The sequence below is a fragment of the Pseudomonas sp. NPDC096950 genome (genome assembly GCF_044762525.1).
Lineage (GTDB): Bacteria > Pseudomonadota > Gammaproteobacteria > Pseudomonadales > Pseudomonadaceae > Aquipseudomonas.
Genome location: NZ_JBIWEL010000001.1, coordinates 496,948 through 517,085 on the forward strand (window position 1 = coordinate 496,948; position 20,138 = coordinate 517,085).

The 20,138-nt window shown below is 61.4% G+C and carries 16 protein-coding genes; 4 read left to right on the top strand and 12 right to left on the bottom strand.

Features of this window, described 5'->3' with window-relative positions; translation table 11 throughout:
- Positions 1-4 precede the first annotated feature (4 nt).
- The 6 genes from ACIQY3_RS02495 to ACIQY3_RS02520 all read right to left on the bottom strand — a co-directional run bounded on the left by ACIQY3_RS02495 (position 5) and on the right by ACIQY3_RS02520 (position 6,824).
- Complete coding sequence (locus ACIQY3_RS02495; protein ID WP_403016914.1) at positions 5-460, bottom strand: thioesterase family protein; 456 nt, start codon at positions 458-460, stop codon at positions 5-7.
- Positions 461-487: 27 nt separating this feature from the next.
- Positions 488-2,386: a TRAP transporter large permease subunit gene (locus ACIQY3_RS02500; RefSeq protein WP_403016916.1), complete on the bottom strand. Its 1,899-nt coding sequence runs from the start codon at positions 2,384-2,386 to the stop codon at positions 488-490.
- Positions 2,387-2,401: 15 nt separating this feature from the next.
- A complete protein-coding gene (locus tag ACIQY3_RS02505) occupies positions 2,402-3,445 on the bottom strand; it encodes a TRAP transporter substrate-binding protein (RefSeq protein ID WP_403016918.1) in 1,044 nt (347 codons plus the stop codon).
- Positions 3,446-3,616: 171 nt separating this feature from the next.
- On the bottom strand, positions 3,617-4,822 hold the full coding sequence (locus tag ACIQY3_RS02510) for a CaiB/BaiF CoA transferase family protein (RefSeq protein WP_403016920.1): 1,206 nt from the start codon (positions 4,820-4,822) through the stop codon (positions 3,617-3,619).
- A gap of 1 nt (position 4,823) precedes the next feature.
- Complete coding sequence (locus ACIQY3_RS02515) at positions 4,824-5,603, bottom strand: enoyl-CoA hydratase-related protein (RefSeq protein ID WP_403016922.1); 780 nt, start codon at positions 5,601-5,603, stop codon at positions 4,824-4,826.
- Between the two features lie 84 nt (positions 5,604-5,687).
- On the bottom strand, positions 5,688-6,824 hold the full coding sequence (locus ACIQY3_RS02520) for an iron-containing alcohol dehydrogenase (protein WP_403016924.1): 1,137 nt from the start codon (positions 6,822-6,824) through the stop codon (positions 5,688-5,690).
- Between the two features lie 175 nt (positions 6,825-6,999).
- Between ACIQY3_RS02520 and ACIQY3_RS02525 the strand changes: the two genes are divergently transcribed.
- The gene (locus ACIQY3_RS02525) at positions 7,000-7,923 is read left to right on the top strand and encodes a LysR family transcriptional regulator (protein WP_403016926.1); all 924 of its coding nucleotides are present in this window, start codon (positions 7,000-7,002) and stop codon (positions 7,921-7,923) included.
- Positions 7,924-8,358: 435 nt separating this feature from the next.
- Here the strand turns inward: ACIQY3_RS02525 and ACIQY3_RS02530 are convergent, their stop codons facing one another.
- The 5 genes from ACIQY3_RS02530 to ACIQY3_RS02550 all read right to left on the bottom strand — a co-directional run bounded on the left by ACIQY3_RS02530 (position 8,359) and on the right by ACIQY3_RS02550 (position 15,145).
- A complete protein-coding gene (locus ACIQY3_RS02530) occupies positions 8,359-8,712 on the bottom strand; it encodes an SLOG family protein (RefSeq protein ID WP_403016928.1) in 354 nt (117 codons plus the stop codon).
- Positions 8,700-10,349, bottom strand: coding sequence for a Na/Pi cotransporter family protein (locus ACIQY3_RS02535; protein WP_403016930.1), 1,650 nt, complete (start codon positions 10,347-10,349; stop codon positions 8,700-8,702). The genes ACIQY3_RS02530 and ACIQY3_RS02535 overlap by 13 nt, the downstream gene beginning before the upstream one ends.
- Positions 10,350-10,501: 152 nt before the next feature.
- Positions 10,502-13,222, bottom strand: coding sequence for a magnesium-translocating P-type ATPase (mgtA, locus tag ACIQY3_RS02540; RefSeq protein WP_403016932.1), 2,721 nt, complete (start codon positions 13,220-13,222; stop codon positions 10,502-10,504).
- Between the two features lie 272 nt (positions 13,223-13,494).
- Complete coding sequence (locus ACIQY3_RS02545) at positions 13,495-13,791, bottom strand: hypothetical protein (protein ID WP_403016934.1); 297 nt, start codon at positions 13,789-13,791, stop codon at positions 13,495-13,497.
- Between the two features lie 367 nt (positions 13,792-14,158).
- Positions 14,159-15,145, bottom strand: coding sequence for a GlxA family transcriptional regulator (locus tag ACIQY3_RS02550; protein ID WP_403016936.1), 987 nt, complete (start codon positions 15,143-15,145; stop codon positions 14,159-14,161).
- A gap of 149 nt (positions 15,146-15,294) precedes the next feature.
- Here ACIQY3_RS02550 and ACIQY3_RS02555 point away from each other — a divergent pair, with 149 nt between their 5' ends.
- From ACIQY3_RS02555 to ACIQY3_RS02565, 3 genes are all read left to right on the top strand, one after another.
- On the top strand, positions 15,295-16,503 hold the full coding sequence (locus tag ACIQY3_RS02555) for an NAD(P)/FAD-dependent oxidoreductase (RefSeq protein ID WP_403016938.1): 1,209 nt from the start codon (positions 15,295-15,297) through the stop codon (positions 16,501-16,503).
- 478 nt (positions 16,504-16,981) lie between these two features.
- Positions 16,982-17,920, top strand: a complete 939-nt coding sequence (locus tag ACIQY3_RS02560) for a cyclase family protein (protein WP_403016940.1) — start codon at positions 16,982-16,984, stop codon at positions 17,918-17,920.
- 194 nt (positions 17,921-18,114) lie between these two features.
- On the top strand, positions 18,115-19,044 hold the full coding sequence (locus ACIQY3_RS02565; RefSeq protein ID WP_403016942.1) for a LysR family transcriptional regulator: 930 nt from the start codon (positions 18,115-18,117) through the stop codon (positions 19,042-19,044).
- On the opposite strand, the gene ACIQY3_RS02570 is transcribed toward ACIQY3_RS02565, so the two are convergent.
- Positions 19,037-20,020 (bottom strand): cyclase family protein, encoded by a 984-nt coding sequence (locus ACIQY3_RS02570; RefSeq protein WP_403016943.1) that lies wholly within the window; start codon positions 20,018-20,020, stop codon positions 19,037-19,039. The genes ACIQY3_RS02565 and ACIQY3_RS02570 overlap by 8 nt on opposite strands.
- Positions 20,021-20,138 lie beyond the last annotated feature (118 nt).

The window sequence follows — 20,138 nt, forward strand, 5'->3', positions numbered from 1 at the left end:
TGGCTTAGCGCGAGGCGAACTGGGTAGGGCTGAGCACGCCGTCTTCGACTTCGCCGGCAGCCGCGGCTTCGGCCTTGGCCTGGACCCGGCTGCGCAGCTTGGCGACGTTGACCACCACGCGGGTATGCGCGGCGGTGGCGACCAGCTCGACGTCGTCGCGCACTTCGACGTTGAAGGTGACGCTGCGCCCCTCGATCCGCGTGACCGTGGCGACAATACTCACCGACATGCCCAGCAGCGTGGCGCCGACGTGGCGAATATCCACTGCCGCGCCGACGGTGTTTTCGCCTTCATCGAGGAAGGTCAGCAGATAGTCGAGACAGGTTTGTTCGATGTCATCGACCAGGCGCGGCGTGGCGTAAATTCGCAAGTCTTCGCCGAGGAATGAAATGGTGCGTTCCCGATCGACGAGCAGTTTGCGTTCGGTGGCGGTACCGGCTTCCAGCGTGGAGAAATTCATAAGAAACCTCGGATATCAAAGGATGAGTCAGGCGTTAGGCAGGAAACCGATGGAAATCCATGGCACGGCAACCAGCACGCCCAGGGCCACCACGAGTGCGCCGAGGTACGGCCAGACCCGGCGCATGGCGCCGCTGGGATCGACTTTGGCGATGGCGCACGCGGCGTAGAAGCCCACGCCAAACGGTGGCGCGAACAGGCCCAGGCCCATGGCGAAGATCGCGACCATGGCGTAATGCACGTCGTTGATGCCCATGGTCTTGGCAATCGGAAACAGCAGGGGGCCGAACAGCACGATGGCGGGGATGCCTTCGAGGAAACTGCCGAGGAGGATGAACGCCACCGCAGAGATGATCAGGAAGCCCATCGCACCGCCGGGCACCGTCGACATGACCAGCGCCAGTTGATGGGAGAAGCCCGACTGGGTCAGGGCCCAGGCCATGGCCGTGGCGCTGCCGATGATGATCAGGATCGCGCCCGACAACGCGGCGGTGCTGACCAGAATCGGGTACAGACGGCGCCAGTCAAAGCAGCGATAGCAGAGCAACCCGACGATAAAGGTGTAGGCCACGCCGATGGCGGCGACTTCGGTGGCGGTGGCGACCCCTTCGACCACTGCGGTTCGGATCACGAAGGGCAGGGCCAGCGCTGGTAATGCGACCAGCAGCGAGTGGCCGATTTCCTTGCCCGTAGCGCGTTTGCCGGTGGAGGCTTCGCCTTTGCGGTTTTTCCACCAGATCACCACCGCCATGGCGATGGCGCCCACGACCGCCGGCATGAAGCCACCGGTGAACAGCGCGGAAATCGACACGCCAGTCACCGAACCGATGGTGATCAGCACCAGGCTCGGCGGAATGGTTTCCGACATTGCCCCGGAGGCATTGAGCATCGCCACCAGTTCGTTTTCATCCTCGCCGCGTTTCTTCATCTCCGGAAACAGCGCCGGGGCGATGGCCGCCATGTCGGCTGCCTTGGAACCGGAAATCCCCGAGATCAGGTAAATGGCGCCGATCAGCACATACGACAGACCGCCGCGTACATGGCCGATCAACGAACAGAGGAAACGGATCATCGCCCGGGCCATGCCCATGGCTTCGATCAACGCACCGAGGAACACAAACAACGGAATCGCCAGCAGGATCAGGCTCGCCATGCCTTCGTCCATGCGCCCGACCACCAGGGTCAGGGGCGTGCTGGTCATGGTCGACAGATACGCCACCGTGGCCAGGCCGAACGCGACCATGATCGGCACGCCGATGACGATCATCGCCATCACGCCGATCATGAAGAACACGATCAGGTTCCAGTTGCCCATCAGCAACAACGGACCTTCCGCCACCCACAACAGCGCCGCCAGGGAGCCCAGCATCGCCACGGACACCGAGAAGTCGATCAGCCGCGCGCTGGTCAGCAGGCGGGCGACGCAGGTCATCAGCATCAGGCTCAGGCCGACGGCGATGGCTGACACGCGAAAGGCGTTGGGGATTTCCAGGGCGGCGGTGGTGATGATCCACTCGTCGCTGACGTACTCCCAGGCCGGGGTGAACAGCAGCCCGATAAAGGTGATGACGATCACCGCGCCCAGGGTGTCGACGAAGGCGCGTTTTTCTGCGGGCAAGCGTCCGATAAACGAGGTCAGGCGCATGTGTTCGCCGCGCCGCATCGCCACCACCGAGCCGAGCATCGCCAGCCAGAGAAACAGCAGCGACGCCAGTTCATCACCCCACACGATCGGCTGATTCAGCACGTAGCGCGAGAATACGTTGCAGAACAGCAGGGTGACTTCGATCACCACCAGCAACGCCGCGCTGCCTTCGGTCAGCCAGCGCAGGCCGGTATCAAGGGCGCGACCGAGACGAAAAGTGGTCTGGCGCGGGCTGAGTCCTTCAGCGGGGGATACATCCGTCATTGGTATGTCGTTTTTCATGACCTGGTCTCCGGCTTAGGACAATTGACCCGCGTACTGCTCGAGCAAGCTCCAGGCTTCCGGGCCGTACTTGTCTTTCCATTGGGTGTAGAAGCCTTTGGATTGCAGGTCGGCGCGGAACAGTGAGCGGTCGACTTTATTGAAGGTGATGCCGTGGGCGGTCAGGGACGGTTCCAGGCTGGTGTTGAGGTCGATGACTTGTTGACGCTGGACCAGCGCGGCGGCGTTGATCTGCCGGGAGACGATTTCCTGCACGTCGGCGGGCAGTTTGGGGAAGGTCTTGCCCGAAGCGACGATCCAGAAACCGCCCCAGATGTGGTCGGTCATGGAGCAGTATTTCTGCACTTCATAGAAGCGCGCGGACTCGACCACCACCAACGGGTTTTCCTGGCCGTCGACGACTTTGGTCTGCAACGCCGAGTAGGTTTCGTTGATGCTGATGCCGGTCGGCGAGGCGCCGAGGGCGCTGAACATCGAGGTCCACAATGGGCTGACCAGCACGCGCAATTTGAAACCGGCGAGATCTTGCGGGGTGTTGATAGGCCGGGTCGAACTGGTGATCTGGCGGAAGCCGTTGTTCCAGACTTTTTCCATCGGGATCAGGCCGACTTTCTCGGTCTTGACGCGCACGTACTCGCCGAGCTTGCCATCCAGCGCGGCCCAGACACTCTCGTAGTCCTTGAACGCGAACGGCATGCTTTCGATCGACATGGCCGGCACCAGGGTCGAGAGAATCGCGCCTGGCAACGGAATGAAATCGATGGCCCCGGCACGCACCTGGGACAGCATGTCGGTGTCGCCGCCCATGGCGCCGTTGGCGTACACCTGCAAGTCCACGGCACCGTTGGTTTCAGCCTTGATCGCTTCCGAAGCGGCCTTCATCTGTTTGTTCAAAGGATGGGTGTCGGGCAGGCTGCTGGTGTAGCGCAACACAATCGGCTTGGTCGCGGCGAAGACGCTGGACGGCAGCAGGTTGGCGGCAAAGGCACCACCGACGGTGACGCCGGCAGAAACCAGGAATGATCGGCGGCTGACAGTCTCGGTCAAGATACGGCTCATGATGTTCACCTTATTGTTTTTGTAGTTGTTCAAAAAAACTGCGGATCAAATGTGCAAATGCCTGTCCCCTGTGGGAGCGGGCTTGCTCGCGAAGGCGTCGTGTCAGTCAGCACTTATGTCAACTGATCCACCGCATTCGCGAGCAAGCCCGCTCCCACAAGGGGGCCTGCGTTATGCCAATGCCACCACGGCTTTGCTTTTAATCAGCTCGTCGATTTCGTCATCCGCATACCCGCTTTCCTTCAGCACTTCACGGGTGTGTTCGCCCAACAACGGCGCGTGGCGGCTGGTCGGCGAGGCGCCGTTGTCCATGTCGGAGAAGTGAATCGGCAGGCCCATGCCACGCACCCGGCCTTCGGTGGGGTGTTCGGTTTCGACGACCATGCCGCGGGCGATGGTTTGTGGGTGGGCCAGCGCCGCAGCGATGTCGAGGACCGGCCCGGCAGGCAGGCCAAGGCTGTCGAACAACACCATCCATTCATCCGTGGTGCGCGCGACCAGCACTTCGTTGAGGATGTCCACCAGGGCCAGGCGATGCTCCATGCGCAACGCATTGCTGGCGAAACGCGGGTCAGCCTTGAGTTGCGGCACGGCCAGGGCTTCGACCAAGCGTTCGTAGTTGGCCTGGTTGGCCGCGCCGATGTTGATCCAGCCATCGGCGGTGCGGAACACCTGGTACGGCGCGCTGGTGGAGTTGGCTGAACCCATTTTCGGCAGGATGGTGCCGTCGGCGAAATACGCCGCTGCTGGCCAGTACATCTGTTGCAGGCCGGCTTCGAACAGCGAGGTGTCGACCATTTGCCCGAGGCCGGTTTTCTGTTTGGCGGCGTAGGCAGCGCAGATGCCGAGGGCGGCGAGGATGCCGGAGTTGATGTCGGCCACCGGCGAACCGGCCTTGACCGGTTCACGCCCGGCTTCACCGGTCATGCTCATCATGCCGCTCATGCCTTGGGCGATCAGGTCGAAACCACCTTTTTCACCGAACGGCCCGCTGCGCCCGTAGCCGGAAATCGCGCAGTAGATCAGTCCCGGATTGATGACTTTCAGCGCTTCGTAGCCCAGGCCGAATTTCTCCATGGTGCCGGCCCGGTAGTTTTCCGTGACCACATCGGCGTCCAGCAACAGTCGACGCAGCACGTCGCGGCCACCGTCGGTCTTCAGGTTCAGGCCAATGCCGCGCTTGTTGCGGTTGACCACCATGAACGAGGCGGACTCACCGCTTTCCATGATCGGCGAGAAGCGGCGCGAATCATCGCCGTCCGGGACTTTCTCGACCTTCACCACGTCGGCGCCCATGTCGGCCAGCATCATTCCGCACACCGGCCCGGACATGATGTGAGCCAGTTCTACAACGCGCATGCCTGTCAGCGGTCCCATGTCATTTGCCCTCGAATTGTGGTTTGGCTTTCGCGATAAATGCGTTCAGGCCAGTCTGGAAATCTTCGGTGTCGTAGCAGGAGTAACTCGCGTCGATCTGCTCGGCAGTGGGTGCCACGCCCGCTTCAAGTTGGCGCGCGGCCTGGCGATGCCAGCGGGCGACCAGAGGTGCGCCCTGGGTGATGCGTTTGGCGGTGGCGAGGGTTTCGGACTCGACCTCGGCATCCGGCACGACCCGGGTCACGAGGTTTTTTACGTAGGCGTCGTTGGCGTCGAGAATGCGACCTTCCAGCAGAATTTCGAGGGTGGTCGAGCGCCCGGCCAGGGCGACGAGCCCGGCCATTTCGTCATAGGACATGACCAGCCCCAACTTGCCGACCGGCGCGCCGAAACGGCTGGAGGTGCCGCAGATACGCAGGTCGCACAACGCGGCGATTTCCAGGCCGCCACCGACGCACACGCCGTGGATCATGGCGATCACCGGGTGTGGGCACTCGACCACGGCGCGCATCGCCGCCGAGGTGATTTCCGCGTAGTGGCGGGCCTGGGCCTGATTGGCACGCACGCTGGGGAATTCGCTGACATCGGCGCCGGCGGCAAACGCCTGTTCACTGGCGCCGCGCAATACCACGCAGCGCACGGAGGTGTCAGCGGACAGTTCGGTCATGACATCACCCAGGTCCTGCCACATGGACAGGGTCAGGGCATTCATTTTCCCCGGGTGGCTGAGGGTGACGATGGCAATGGACGCTTGCCGTTCGATAAGGACTGTGGGCTTCATGATTGTTCCGCTGGCGTCGAGGCTCGTGGGGTGAGTTCGACGACGCGGTTGCCTCCTGATTTATTGTTGTTGGATAGCGGCTGCTTACAGCGATTGTTCGAGCATCGACAGGTAGTCCGCGGACGACGCTTCGCGGGGGTTGGTCTTGTGGCTGTGATCGTGCAACGCGCCTTCGACGATGCCGGCGAACAGGCTCTCATCGACACCGATCTCGCGCAGGCGGGTCGGCAGGCCGAGGCGGCGGGTCATGTCCTCGATGGCGGCGCCGATATCGGCGTCTGCCTCAAGGCCCATGGCGTGGCGCAGGCGTTCGAGCTTGCGTTCGTCACGCACGGTCGGGGCGTTGGCATTGAAGTCGACGACGGCGGGCAGAAAGATCGCGTTCAAGGTGCCGTGGTGCAGCTTCGGATTGATCCCGCCCAAGGCGTGGGACAGGCTGTGCACGCAGCCCAGGCCTTTCTGGAAAGCGAGGGCGCCTTGCATCGACGCGCTCATCATGTTCATCCGCGCTTCGCGGTCGCCGGGCTCGGTGGTGGCGCGTTCGATGTGTTCCCAGGCACGCCACAGGCCATCCAGGGCAATGCCATCGGCGGCGGGATTGAAGGCCGGGGCCATAAACGTTTCGATGCAATGCGCAATCGCGTCCATGCCGGTGGCGGCGGTGAGCATCGCTGGCAAACCGAGGGTCAATTCCGGGTCGCAGATCGCCACGCGGGGCACCACATATGGTGAGATTACGCCCACTTTTCGACCGTCGTCGAGGATCAGGATCGCGCCCCGACCGACTTCGCTGCCGGTGCCGGCGGTGGTAGGAATGGCGATCAGCGGCGCGGTGGCCGAGGTGATGCGATCCAGTCCGCCTTCGATCACCGCGAAGCTTTGCAGCGGGCCGTCGTGGGTCGCGCAGACCGCCACGCCTTTGGCCAGATCGATCGACGAACCACCACCGACCGCGATGATGCCGTCGCACTCGCCGAGGCGGTATTGCGCGACGGCTTCGCGCACGGCGTGTTCGTTGGGATTGGGCGGGGTGGCGTCGAAAATCGTTGGGGCGCGACCACCGAGGGCGGCGATGACTTTGTCGACGATGCCGGCGTTGCGCACGCCGATGTCAGTGACGATCAGTGGCCGGGTGATGCCGGCGCGCTCGGCTTCGGCGGCCAGGTGCTCCAGGCTGTCGTAGCCGAACTGGATTTTGGTGACGTAATTGATGAGGGACATGATTCACCACAAGTTATACAGGATTGTTATTGTTGCAATCGGTCCGGGGCAGGAGGGCTAGTGCTCTCTGGTCAAACCCATTGCATTGCCTGGTTGTGGGGTGGACTATAGGGCCGTCGTGGCGAGCCCCGATACTGACAACTTTCGATACCTCTATAACTTTTAGTTAACCCTGATGACGCCATCACTGAACTCGATCATGTCCCGCCTGCACATCAAGCAACTGCGCTTGTTGATCGCCCTGGATGAGCACGGCTCCTTGCTGGGCGCGGCCAAACAGGTCGCGCTGACCCAGCCCGGCGCCAGTAAAGCGCTGCAGGAAATTGAAACCACCTTCGGCACCTCGCTGTTCACCCGGACTAACCGGGGGCTTGAACCGAACGACGCCGGGCGCTCGGTGATTCGCTACGCGCGGTTGATCCAGACTGACCTCGCGCACCTGCGCGAAGAGATCATCGGCATCATGAGCGGCGAGGGCGGCCGGGTGTCGGTCGGCACCATCATGGGGGCCGTGCCGCTGCTGACCACCGCCATCAGCCGGGTGATTGCCGACAACCCGAAACTGTCCATCGAGATCGTCGAAGACACCAGCGCTGCGTTGCTCAGCCAACTCGACGCCGGACGCCTGGACCTGGCGATCTGCCGCACCACCATCAGCACCGCTCCTTATTTGTATGAGAGCTCGACGTTCGTCGAAGAAACCCTGGCGGTGATCGCCAGCACCCAACATCCGTTCGCCTATGCCCGGCAACTCTCGCTCAAGGACCTGGTGGATTACCGCTGGGTTGTCTATCGCGCCAACATGCCCATGCGTTTGCTGCTGGAGCGGGAATTCCACGAAGCCGACTTGCGCTTCCCGGTGCACCTGCTGGAAACCACCTCGGCCTTCGCCACGTTGTCGCTGCTTCAGGAAAACCCGACCCTTGTCGCACTGGTGTCCACCGACGTCGCAAAGTTCTGCTCCGGTTACGGCTTTACCACCACGTTGCCGCTGCCCATCACCTCGCGCAGCGAACCCTATGAACTGGTCTCGCGCAAAAACGTGCCCGACTCGCCAGCGGCCCGGCTGTTACGCGAGGCGCTGTTGAACCCGAATTGAGGCTGTCGGAATACTGACTGGCTTTGGAATCGTGCATTCGTGCAATTGCAGCAAATGTGATTTGCGTTTGGTGCAATGTCGGGATGAGTGTCAGGCAGCATTGATGTTGAATGGGACGGCCTCTTCGCGAGCAAGCCCGCTCCCACAGGGAATTGAGGTTGATCATCGGTGCTGCATTCACCGGAGATCCAGTGTGGGAGCGGGCTTGCTCGCGAAAGCGGTGGATCAGTTGATGCAGATGTTGATTGACACTCCGCCTTCGCGAGCAGGCTCGCTCCCACAGGGGTCGAGGTTGATCACAGATTTTGTGTTCACTGGCGATCCAGTGTGGGAGCGAGCCTGCTCGCGAAGAGGCCATCACATTCAACATTGATGCAGCCTGACACACTGCCTTCGCGAGCAGGCTCGCTCCCACAGGGGGTGTGTTTTGGCCCTTCAATCGCGATCCGCCACCGACAGGGTTTGTAACCCCGCCGCCCGGGCCTGGGCGACGAGTTCTTCGGTGTCTTCGCCGCCGGGCAGGGCGATGACGACGTCGGGGCGGCTGTCGCGCAGCATGAAGTGGTTGCGCAGGCGTTCGGCCAGTTTGCCGTGGCGTTGCCAGTTGGGCGGGTAGCGCACGATGTCGGCGCCGTGTTCTCGGGCCCATTCCTCGATGTCGGCGCCCAGGTATTGATTGCCGCCATGGATCAGCACCTGCACCGGGTGCAGGCGCTGGAAGGCGTCGAGCACCCGGCGACACTGGCGGTTGTCGGTGTAATGGCGGCCGGCACAGATCAGGACGCGCATGGCGAGGTTTCCTTGGCCTGATCATCACCCAGCGGCTCGCCGGCCCGTTCCAGCAGCGGGTAGGCGAGGGCGGCGATGTGGTGGTGCACCCGGCGGTAGTCACGCAACACGCGCTGGAAAATGTCGCCGGATTCGGCCCAGGTACTTTTGTCCTCCTGCAGTTTGCGAAAGTGCGCGCGGCTGGCTTCGGCTTCCAGCCTTCTTACGGTTTCCTTGCGCTGGACCAGTTGATGCGCGGTGCCGATGTCTTCGCGCAGGAACACAGTGATCGCCAGGCTCAGGCTTTCCAGCAACGCTTCGTGCAACGGCGCGATGTTGCGCAGTTCGAACACCGAGAAGTGCTCGCCGCGACGCAAACGACGCATGGCCAGTTGCGTGAGGCTGCTGGACAGAATGTCCGCCGCGTGTTCCAGGTTGATCACGAACGTGAGGGTTTCCTGGGCGCGATCGGCATCGCTGTCGCTGATGCCTTCCTGGCCGATGTCCGCCAGATACGCACGAATCGCCGCACTGAGCACGTCAAGGGATTGATCAATGTGCCGCACCTCTTCGGCACACATCGGTGCCGAGGTGTGGAACAGTTGCAACGTGCGCTCCAGCATGGCCGAAAGCATATCGGCAATGCGCAGCGCTTCCCGAGCGGCGTTGGACAGGCCGATGTTCGCCACTTCCAGACCCGCCTCGTCGAGGTAGCGCGGCATGCCAGGATCGACATCCCGTGGCGGTTCCGGCAACAGGCGAGTCAGCAGTTTGGCCATCGGTGCGGTGAAGCCGATAAACACCAGCGCCAGCAGCAAGTTGAACCCCGTGTGCAGGTAAACCACCAGTGCCGCCGGATCGAGATTCATTGAAGCCAGCCACCCAGCCAACGGAAATACCACCGCCGCGCCAAGCGTGCGCACCAGCAGATTACCGAGGGGCAGGCGCCGACCAACGTTGGAACCCGCGTTGATCACCGACGGCAACGCGCCGCCAATGTTCACCCCGAGCACCAGCGCGACAATGGTGGTGGCCGAAAGCATCCCGGTAGCCGCCAGGGACACAATCAGCAGCACCACCGCCACGCTGGAATGGCACAGCCAGGTGAGGATCAGCGCCACCAGCAGCGCAATCAGCAAGTCGCCGTCGAGGCTTTGCATGATCAGCTGGAACACTGGCGTGCCTTCGACATCCGCCAGAGTCGAACCGAGCAGGTGCAGGGCCATCAACATCAGCCCCAGGCCGATCAGCGCACAGCCGACGCTCTCGAAACGCGAGTCATCCCGCAGCCGGAAGACGATCAGCCCGGTAAGTAGCACCAGCGGCGTCAGGATCGAAATATCAGCACTGAGCAGTTGCACCACCAGGGTCGAACCGATGTTGGCGCCGAGCATCACCGCCAGCGCCGGGGCCAGCCCCAGGGTGCCGGCGGCGGTGAACGAGGTGGCCATGAGGCTGACGGCGGTGCTGCTTTGCAGGATGCCGGTGATGCCGATGCCCGCGAGCAAGGCCAGCCAGCGGTTGTTCAGGTGCTGGCCCATCCAGCGGCGCAGCGGCGTGCCGAAGCCGCGCAACAGCGCCGAAGAAATCATGTGCGTGCCCCACAGCAACAGTGCAATGGCGCCGGCGAGGTTGATCAGTAGAGTCGTTCCCGACATGAGAACTCTCCTTTATTCGTATGGTTAAACGCATTTCCCTTGTGGGAGCGGGCTTGCTCGCGAAGGCGGTGTGTCAGTTCACGCAGATGTTGACTGACACGACGCCTTCGCGAGCAAGCCCGCTCCCACAGGGGACGATGGTGTTCAGGCGATCAGAACCACTGCTTGAACCGGCGGATGTAGATCGTTTTCATGGTCTGCGCCACCACGCAGTAGCTGAGCAAGGTGCCCGCCAGCCAAGGGAAGTATTCCCATGGCAACGGCACCAGGCCGACCATCGTTCCCAGCGGCGAGAACGGGATGTAGATGCCCAGGCAGATCACCGTGCCGGTCGCCAGGATCACCGGCAACGCTGCGGTGCTCTGGAAGAACGGAATCTTCTGGGTGCGCAACATGTGCACCACCAGCGTCTGGGACAGCAGCCCTTCGATAAACCAGCCGGACTGGAACAGGCTCTGCATTTCCACGCTGTTGGCGGCGAACACGTACCACATCAGCGCAAACGTGGTGATGTCGAAGATCGACGAGGTCGGCCCGATCCACAGCATGAAGCGCCCGATATTCTTCGCGTCCCACTTGCGCGGCTTGCGCAGGAACTCCTTGTCCATCTTGTCCCACGGCAACGCCAGCTGAGAGATGTCGTACATCAGGTTTTGCAGCAACAGGTGAATCGACAGCATCGGCAGGAACGGAATGAACGCACTGGCCACCAGCACCGAGAACACGTTGCCGAAGTTGGAACTCGCGGTCATGTTCAGGTACTTCATGATATTGCCGAAGGTTTCGCGGCCCTTGAGCACGCCTTCTTCGAGGACCATCAGGCTCTTTTCCAGGAGGATGATGTCCGCCGATTCCTTGGCGATGTCAGTGCCGCTGTCCACCGAAATCCCGACATCGGCATCGCGCAGCGCCGGGGCATCGTTGATGCCGTCGCCGAGGAAACCCACGGTGTGACCATTGGCTTGCAAGGCCTTCAGCACTCGGGATTTCTGCAGCGGCGTCAACTTGGCAAACACCGTGCGCTCTTCTACCCGCAGCTTGAGCGTGGTGTCGTCCATGTGCTCGATGTCCTGGCCGAGCAGCGGGGTGCCTGGATCGAGCCCGACTTCGCGGCAGATCTTGCAGGTAACCACAGCGTTGTCACCGGTCAGCACCTTGACCGTCACGCCCATGTCCCGCAGCGCGGCAATCGCCGGGCCGGCGGTTTCCTTCGGCGGATCGAGGAAGGTCAGGAAGCCGCGAATCACCAGGTCGCGCTCATCGGCGGTGTGGTACTGGTTTTTGCTTTGGGCTTTGGGGATTTCGCGAGTCGCCACCAACAGCACCCGGAAACCGTCCTCGTTGTACTCGTTGGCCAACGCCAGCAAGTCTTTGCGCCGCTGCGCATCCAGCGCGATCACTTGGCCGTTTTCATTGATGTGGCTGGCGATCGACAGCATTTCCTCGACCGCACCTTTGCACACCATCAGGTGATCATCGCGGCTGTCCTTGACGATGATCGACAGGCGCCGCCGCACGAAGTCGAACGGCAATTCATCAACCTTGCTGTAGGCGAACGGCGCACGAAACTTCGCGTTCGCGTTGGCAAATTGCACCACCGCCTGATCCATCAGGTTTTTCAAACCGCTCTGGTGATGACTGTTGAGCCACGCCAGTTCGAGGATCGAATCGTCGCGCCGGCCGTGGCTGTCGACGTGGTGCTCAAGGATGATTTTGTCCTGGGTCAGGGTGCCGGTCTTGTCGGTGCACAGCACGTCCATCGAACCGAAGTTCTGGATCGCGTTGAGGCGCTTGACCACCACTTTGCGCTTGGCCATGGCCATCGCGCCTTTGGCCAGGTTGGCGCTGACGATCATCGGCAGCATTTCCGGGGTCAGGCCGACGGCCACCGCCAGGGCGAACAGGAAGGCATCGCCCCAGTCACCCTTGGAGAAGCCGTTGAGCAGGAACACGATCGGCACCATCACCAGCATGAAGCGGATCAGCAACCAGCCGACGCTGTTCACCCCACGGTCGAACGCGGTTTGCACCCGGGAACCAACGATGGCTTTGGCCAGGGAACCGAAGTAAGTCCGCGCCCCGGTGGCGACCACCACGGCTTTCGCGGTGCCGCTGACCACGTTGGTGCCCATGAAGCAGATGTTCGGCAGGTCCAGCAGGTTGGATTGATCAGGCGCCGCGCTGGTGGCGGACTTCTGCGCGACGTTGCCGAGGGTGTCGTACTTCTCGACCGGCAACGCTTCGCCGGTCAGCACCGCCTGGCTGATAAACAGGTCACGGGATTCGATCAGGCGAATGTCCGCCGGGATCATGTCGCCCGCACTCAGTTGCACGATGTCGCCAGCCACCAGATCGCGCATCGGCACTTCCCGCAGCCGCGACTTGCCGTCGCTGTGCTCGCGGCGCAGCACGGTGGCGGTGGTGCGCACCATGGCTTTCAGGGCCTCGGCGGACTTGGCCGAGCGGTATTCCTGCCAGAACCGCAGCACGCTGCTGAGGCTGACCATGGTCATGATAATGATGACTTTGGTCAGGTCGGCGTCATCCGCTTCACCGCTGCTGATCGGCAACCAGTAATCAGTGAAAAAACTGATGCCGGCCAGGGTCAGCAACACATAGATGAAGGGGTTGTTCAGGGCTTTGAGCAGTTGGATCAGGGCGTGAGGCGGCTTGTCGTGGGCCACTTCGTTGTGACCGTTGCGCGCCAGGCGGCCCTGGGCTTCGAGTTCGGTCAGGCCGTCGGTGCTGGCGTTGAGGTTGGTCAGCGTCACGGCGAGGCCGTTTTGCGCTTCCCGGGCGGCGCGCATCGACAGTTTGGCGTTGTCGGTGCTGGCGCCGCGAGTGGCTTTTTTTGCGGTGTTTACAAGGGTCATTGCTGTGCTCCTGCCGCAGGCTTGCGGCACGACACACAGGCACCTCAGCTAATGAAAGACGAGCGCACGTATGTCGAGCCGCCAATAAGCGATCGATTCTGATAGTTGCGTTTCAGGGTTTAACGTTCGCTGGCCAGCAACTGAATAGTTGTGGGCAGCGAACCGTCTACTGGCTTCGTCCATAACTAACTCACTATTTAACAGGTAATAAGAAGTTGTCGAATTCCAACTAAGGAAAACGTTAAGGGAAGGACTTTTAAAGTGCCTTCAGCTCAATTGAAAGTGCGCGCCCCAAGGAACAGGCCGAGCATCAGGCTGGCCTGCTGGAACAGGCGCGCGATGCGCCGACTCGGTGGTTCCGGGCTGTCGTCGACGCTCCAGCGTTGCTGAAGCTGACCGGTCATCGGGCAGACGCGCCAGTTGGCACGCAGGTGTGCCTTGGCAGGGGAGGATTGGCTGGAAAACGGCGCGCGGGCCACGGCCGTGGCGAAACGCTCACGGCAGGACTTGACCCGCATGGTCGAGGCAAAGGCGCGTACGCCGGGCATTACAGTGGATTTGAAGTTCATAACATACCTCTGGACCGGACTGACGCCGGCGAGGCAAGTTACGGTGGAGCATCAAGCTCTAGCGCAGCTCACCCGACCGCAAAGTCGAGTCCCGTCATGTTCTGGGTTGTGTGCCAGATCCTGCGAATTCGCAGTTACCCGACAGCGACTAGATACTGTGTCCATTGGATTCTTTTGTGAGTTGAAAAAAGGCCTGTGAAACCGGCCCGCGCAATTTACTCAGGCGAGTGGGGCAAGTCAACCTTCAATACCGGATTAAAGTGCAGTTGAATGGAAAAACTTCGGATCCGATTATTGAAGTTAGAGTTGGTTCAGGTAAATGACAGTTACTTGTCATGTTTATGACCCCATCGCGGGAAACCGTGAATCAACGGGAAAACCGGTTCCGATAATCCCGTGGCGAAACGCCGAGGTTGCGTTGAAAGGTAAAGCGCATCCGTTCTTCATCGCCAAACCCGCATTGCCGGGCGATCTGGTCGATGTTGCGTTCAGAGTCTTCCAACAGACGCCGCGCCGCCTCCAGCCTCAGCACTTCCACGGCTTTGGCCGGGGTGCGGCGGGTCTTGAGTTTGTAGACTCGGGCAAAGTTGCGCGGGCTCATCTGCACCTGTTCGGCCAGCACCTCGACTGTGAGGTTTTCGCGACTCAGGTTCTGCGCGATCCACAGGTGCAAGTCGTCGAAGACCGCGCCGTCCCGGGTTTGCGCCTGGAGCATCTGGCTGTACTGGGCCTGGCCGCCGGGGCGCTTGAGAAACACCACCAGTTCGCGGGCCACTTGCAATGCCACTTCGCGGCCGCAATCGGCTTCCACCAGGGCCAGTGCGAGGTCGATCCCGGCGCTGACTCCCGCCGACGTCCACACGTTACCTTGCTGGACGAAGATCGCATCGCTGTCGACTTCAATCGACGGAAAGCCTTCCTTGAGCATGTCGCACATTGCCCAATGGGTCGCCGCGCGCCGGCCTTCGAGCAACCCGGCTTGTGCCAGTAAAAACGTGCCGCTGCACACCGATGCAGTGCGCTTGGCTTTGACCGAAGCCGCCGCCAGCCAGGCGACCAGTTCCAGGGAATCATGCATCGCCTGGCGAATATTCGGCGCGCCGGGAACGATCAGGGTGTCGATGGCCAGCTCGGCGAAATCGCTCAAGGGCAACGTCTCGACCACCAGCCCTTCGGCAGTCTGGATCAGGCCACCGGTCAGGCTCGCGGTGTGGCGCTCGTACCCCGGCAAACCGCGTTCGGCCATGGCTTTGGACGCGGCCCAGAACACGGTTTGCGCCCCGGTCAGGTCCAGCAGGCCCATGTCGGGGTAGGCGACGAACACGATTGAGCGCGACTGGGCAATTTCATTCATGGGCAACTTCCACAACGCCGGGTAAAAAACGGCAGGATTTCAGGGTTTTATGTCATTTCGGGGGCCAGCGTCCAGCCCTACCATCGATTCCCGCATGACCGGACAGCCACTCGCTGTCTGCCTCAATAACGAGAACGAAGGTAGCCATCATGTCCCGCAAAATATTGATCGTCGGTGCCGGTTTCGCCGGTGTCTGGAGTGCCTTGGGCGCGGCACGGGTGCTGGACCTCAACGACAAGACTGACGACGTGGAAATTACCCTGATTTCCCCCAAGCCGGAAATCGTCATTCGTCCGCGCCTGCACGAACACGCCCCCCACGAGATGAGTTCGCCGCTGCTGCCGTTGCTGGAAGCGGCGGGGGTCAAGTTCATCGAAGCCGAAGTCGAGCGCATCGACACCTCCGGCGATCGGGTGGTGCATGCGCTGACCACCGATGGCCGGCGCATCAGCGTGCCTTATGATCGGCTGGTGTTGACCAGCGGCAGCAAACTCAACCGTCCGCCAGTGCCGGGCCTGCTGGAAAACGCTTTCGCGGTGGACCAGTTGTCCGATGCGGTAAAGCTGGATCTTCATTTGACGGAACTGGGCGACCTGCCGGATTCGCCGGCACGCAACACCATCGTGGTCGTCGGCGGTGGTTTCACTGGCTTGGAAGTGGCCACTGAACTGCCGGAACGCCTGCGCAGCCTGCATGGCGCCGATGCCCGGTTCAAGATCATCGTGATCGAACGCAACGAAGAAATCGGCCCGGACCTGGGGCCGAAACCACGGCCGATGATCACGGAAGCACTGGCGTCGATGGGCATTGAATTCCAGGTCGGCTCCGGGGTGGTGGCGATTGATGAAAACGGTGTGCTGACCGCTGCCGGCAAACGTATCGAAGCCAAGACTGTGATCTGGACCGGTGGCATGATCGCCAGCGGCCTCACTTCGCAAGTTTCGTCCCGACTGGATCGCCAGGGCCGCGTCGAAGTCACCGGCGACTTGCGTGTGGTCGGCACCGATCACGTCTTCGCCGCCGGCGACGTGGCCATGGCCCTGACCGATGACGAAGGCCATTACTCGCTGATGTCCTGCCAGCACGCAATCTTCATGGGCCGCTTCGCCGGGCATAACGTCGCTGCCGACCTGGTAGGCGTGCCGACCCTGGAATACCGCCAGCCGTTCTACGCCACTTGCCTGGATTTGGGCGAGTGGGGTGCGGTGTACACCGAAGGCTGGGACCGCCAGGTACTGCTGACCCACGACGAAGGCAAGGCGCGCAAGCGCATGATCAACACCCAGTGGATTTATCCGCCGGCGGCTAATCGTGCTGCGGCGCTGGAGGCTGGCAATCCGGAAATGGTTTACGGCTGATGTAACGCCCCGATCACTGTGGGAGCGGGCTTGCTCGCGAAGGGGGTGTGTCAGATACGTTGATGTCGACTGGCACTCCGCTTTCGCGAGCAAGCCCGCTCCCACATTTGTTTGGGTGTTGTTCGCAAGATGTGTAGCCGACACAGTTCCCTGTGGGAGCGAGCCTGCTCGCGAAGGCGGTGTGTCAGACACAATGATGTCGGCTGGTACGACGCTTTCGCGAGCAGGCTCGCTCCCACATTTGTGTGGGTATTGTTCGCAAGATGTGTAGCCGACACAGTTCCCTGTGGGAGCGGGCTTGCTCGCGAAGGCATTGTGTCAGACACATTGATGTCGGCTGGTACGACGCTTTAGCGGGCAAGCCTCGCTCCTACGGAACTCGTGCCTTTCCAGAACAAATGTATTGCCCATACCTGTCTGTTTCCGCACAGGCGGGCTGCGTACCTTGGGTTCACTGCAACCCCATAAGGACGCTCCCATGCTCAATCGTTTGATACTGCCCTTCACCTTGCTGTTCACCTTCAGTGCGGCGCAAGCCGCGGATGCCGAAAAGTGGTACCCGTCGAAATACGGCGCCAACGATGAAATCGGTGCGCTCAATCTGCTCAACGCCGAGTCGGTGCTCAACGCCGCCAAACTGATCAAGACCGGCAAGACCTACCCACTGGCCGTGCCCATCGACAAAACCCTCCCGGCCTTCCGTCATCGCAGTTTCAACCTGACCAACGTCCAGCCGGGCGAGGCGGGTGGCACGACCATGGGCCCGAACAAGTTCACCTTCAACGATGAACTGGTGGTGGGCTGGACCGGCGTCGGCACCCAGCTCAACGGCATCGGCCATATCGGCATCGACTACGTCTACTACAACGGCAATCGCGCCGCGGATTTCGTCACCGTCGAAGGTGTGAAAAAACTCGGCATCGAGAAGGTCCCGCCCATCGTCACCCGTGGTGTGGTGCTGGACATGACCGCCGTGTACGGCACGCCGATCGTGCCGGAGAAAACCGAATTCACCGTCGCCGACATCCAGAAAGCCCTGGACCTGCAAGGCGTCACCATCCAGAAAGGCGATGTGGTGTTGTTCAACACCGGTTGGCTGGAATTGCTCGGCAAGGACAACAAGAAGTTCCTCGCCGTGGAACCGGGCATCGGCATGGCCGCGGCCAAATGGCTGGTGGACAAACAGATCGTCGCGTTCGGCGGTGACACCTGGGCGTCGGAAATCTACCCGGCCAAAGACGGCCAGGAATTCCCGGTCAACCAGTACATGCTGGCCAAGAACGGCATCTACAACCTGGAGCTGATCGACAGCCGCGCGCTGGTCAAAGACAAGGCCTGGGAGTTCATGTTTGTCCTCGGCCAGCCGCTGTACAAGGGCTCGACCCAGGTCAACATCAACCCGGTGGCGATCCACTGATACCCACGACCTGTAGCAGCTGGCGAAGCCTGCGTTCGGCTGCGCAGCAGTCGTAAATTCAGAGTATGCGGTCCTGCTGAAGCACCGCGTTGACTGATTTCACGACTGCTTCGCAGCCGAACGCAGGCTTCGCCAGCTGCTACAAGGCTGTTTTTCGTCTGAGCCTTTTTTCCTGGAATGGAGAACACACGGACATGGTTCCTTCCCTTGCCAGCATCGCTTCACGCCTGCGACTCAAACAACTGCGCCTGCTGATCGCCCTGGATGACCGGGGCTCCCTGCACAAGGCTGCGGAGCAGATTTCGATCTCCCAGTCCGGCGCCACCAAAGCCCTGCATGAAGTCGAATCACTGATCGGTATGCCGCTGTTCGAACGCCAGCCCAAGGGCCTGGTGGCCAATGAAATGGGGCGCTGTATGATTCGCTACGCCCGACTGATCCATAGCGATGTCGAGCATTTGCACGAGGAAATGCTCAGCATCCTGCAAGGCCACGGCGGGCGATTGTCGGTGGGGGTGATCATGGGCGCGGTGCCGTTGTTGACCCGGGCTTTGACCGCGTTACGCCTCAAGCAGCCGGAGCTGTCGGTGGAACTGGTGGAGAACACCAGCGCCACATTGCTCGGGTTGCTGGATCAGGGACGGCTGGATTTAGCAATTTGTCGCACCAGTGTTGGCCAGCGAACCGAGGCTTATGACTGCATCGAGTTGAGCGAAGAACCCCTGGCAGTGGTCGCCAGCAAAGACCATCCGCTGGCCCGCGAAGAGTCGTTGCAACTCTCGCAATTGAGTGATTACCGCTGGGTCGTCTACCCCAAGGACATGCCGATGCGCCAGGCCCTGGAACGCGAGCTCAACGAAGCGGGGCTGGAGATCCCGCGTTATCCGCTGGAAACCTCGTCCATCCTCGCCACCATTCTGTTGGTGCAACAGGACCCGACGCTGTTGGCGGTGATTCCCGTGGAAGTGGCCGAATACTGCGAGCAATACGATTTGCTGGTGAAGCTGCCGGTATCGTTGCGTGCGCTGAACGAACCCTTCGGCGTGATCAGCCGGGCCGGCGCCGATCTGTCTCCGGCGGCGACCCTTCTGATCAACGAGCTGCAGAGCGACCTGACTACTTGATCACGATCGGATTCACCGGCGCCCCGGTGCCGCCGACAATCTTCAGCGGCGCGGCGGTGTAGAGGAATTTCCACTGACCGTCGGCAGCGCAATCGCTGGCCAGTTCATCGAGCAGCGCCACTTCGGTGAAGGTCACGCCGAGGTTGCGCATCAAGGCGTTGTGCAACGGGATCAGCACGCCGGTGGTGGGGTCGACCGCCACTTCGTTGGCCATGGTGTCGGTGACCAGGTTGGGGATTTCCATCTGGTGAAACCATTCCACCAGTTCACGGCTGAAGGTCAGGCCCGGCTCGGCGAAGTCCTTGTAGAACTCTTCCGGTTCGCGGTCATAAAACGAGCCGATCCAACCGGTACGAATGATCAGGATGTCGCGTTTCTCGATCTCGATACCCTGGGCTTTCGCCGCCGCCAACAGGTCCAGATGGGTAAAGGTTTCGCCCTTGTCCAGCACCGCTTTGCCGCGATGGCGGGCCATGTCGATCAGCACTGCGCGCCCGACAATTCCACGCTCGGCAATCGGCAGGATGCTGGCCTTGTCCATGCTGCCGATGGTGCTCATGGCGTCGTAGCCGTTCCACAATTTGTTGTCGTGCCACACATGGCCCAGGGCGTCGTACTGGGTCGAGCCTTGCAGGTGCATGAAGATCACATCATCGGCGTATTCCACATGGCCGTCGAAGTGGGTTTTGCCGGCGAGGAAGTGCCCCTTGTCCAGCACGTTGACCCGCATCGACGGGCGTCGGCCGGGCCACAACGGTTCGCCCTTGGGATGGCCGATCTGCACTTGCAGGGTGAAGGTCTTGCCCTGGCGCACTGACGCGATGCCCCGCAGGATCTCGGCGCTTTGCAGGTAATTCAGGGCGCCGACTTCATCATCCGGGCCCCATTTGCCCCAATTGGTGGGCAGCCCTTCGAGGAGTTTTTTGATGTCGGGAGAACGGTCGGCGGCGGTGTTATTGGTGTTGTGGTCGCACATGAGGTTGTCCTTGGATTTGACGGTTTGCCACTGTCCCCTGTGGGAGCGGGGGGGGGGGGGGGGCCGGGGGGGGGGGTGGCCAAAAAAATATAATAAAAAAAACCAAAAAAACAACACC

What these genes read in the sequence shown, in the direction of transcription:
- ACIQY3_RS02495 (WP_403016914.1), bottom strand. Translation starts at nt 460, where the DNA reads ATGAATTTCTCCACGCTGGAAGCCGGTACCGCCACCGAACGCAAACTG.
- ACIQY3_RS02500 (WP_403016916.1), bottom strand. Translation starts at nt 2,386, where the DNA reads ATGAAAAACGACATACCAATGACGGATGTATCCCCCGCTGAAGGACTC.
- ACIQY3_RS02505 (WP_403016918.1), bottom strand. Translation starts at nt 3,445, where the DNA reads ATGAGCCGTATCTTGACCGAGACTGTCAGCCGCCGATCATTCCTGGTT.
- ACIQY3_RS02510 (WP_403016920.1), bottom strand. Translation starts at nt 4,822, where the DNA reads ATGGGACCGCTGACAGGCATGCGCGTTGTAGAACTGGCTCACATCATG.
- ACIQY3_RS02515 (WP_403016922.1), bottom strand. Translation starts at nt 5,603, where the DNA reads ATGAAGCCCACAGTCCTTATCGAACGGCAAGCGTCCATTGCCATCGTC.
- ACIQY3_RS02520 (WP_403016924.1), bottom strand. Translation starts at nt 6,824, where the DNA reads ATGTCCCTCATCAATTACGTCACCAAAATCCAGTTCGGCTACGACAGC.
- ACIQY3_RS02525 (WP_403016926.1), top strand. Translation starts at nt 7,000, where the DNA reads ATGACGCCATCACTGAACTCGATCATGTCCCGCCTGCACATCAAGCAA.
- ACIQY3_RS02530 (WP_403016928.1), bottom strand. Translation starts at nt 8,712, where the DNA reads ATGCGCGTCCTGATCTGTGCCGGCCGCCATTACACCGACAACCGCCAG.
- ACIQY3_RS02535 (WP_403016930.1), bottom strand. Translation starts at nt 10,349, where the DNA reads ATGTCGGGAACGACTCTACTGATCAACCTCGCCGGCGCCATTGCACTG.
- mgtA (WP_403016932.1), bottom strand. Translation starts at nt 13,222, where the DNA reads ATGACCCTTGTAAACACCGCAAAAAAAGCCACTCGCGGCGCCAGCACC.
- ACIQY3_RS02545 (WP_403016934.1), bottom strand. Translation starts at nt 13,791, where the DNA reads ATGAACTTCAAATCCACTGTAATGCCCGGCGTACGCGCCTTTGCCTCG.
- ACIQY3_RS02550 (WP_403016936.1), bottom strand. Translation starts at nt 15,145, where the DNA reads ATGAATGAAATTGCCCAGTCGCGCTCAATCGTGTTCGTCGCCTACCCC.
- ACIQY3_RS02555 (WP_403016938.1), top strand. Translation starts at nt 15,295, where the DNA reads ATGTCCCGCAAAATATTGATCGTCGGTGCCGGTTTCGCCGGTGTCTGG.
- ACIQY3_RS02560 (WP_403016940.1), top strand. Translation starts at nt 16,982, where the DNA reads ATGCTCAATCGTTTGATACTGCCCTTCACCTTGCTGTTCACCTTCAGT.
- ACIQY3_RS02565 (WP_403016942.1), top strand. Translation starts at nt 18,115, where the DNA reads ATGGTTCCTTCCCTTGCCAGCATCGCTTCACGCCTGCGACTCAAACAA.
- ACIQY3_RS02570 (WP_403016943.1), bottom strand. Translation starts at nt 20,020, where the DNA reads ATGTGCGACCACAACACCAATAACACCGCCGCCGACCGTTCTCCCGAC.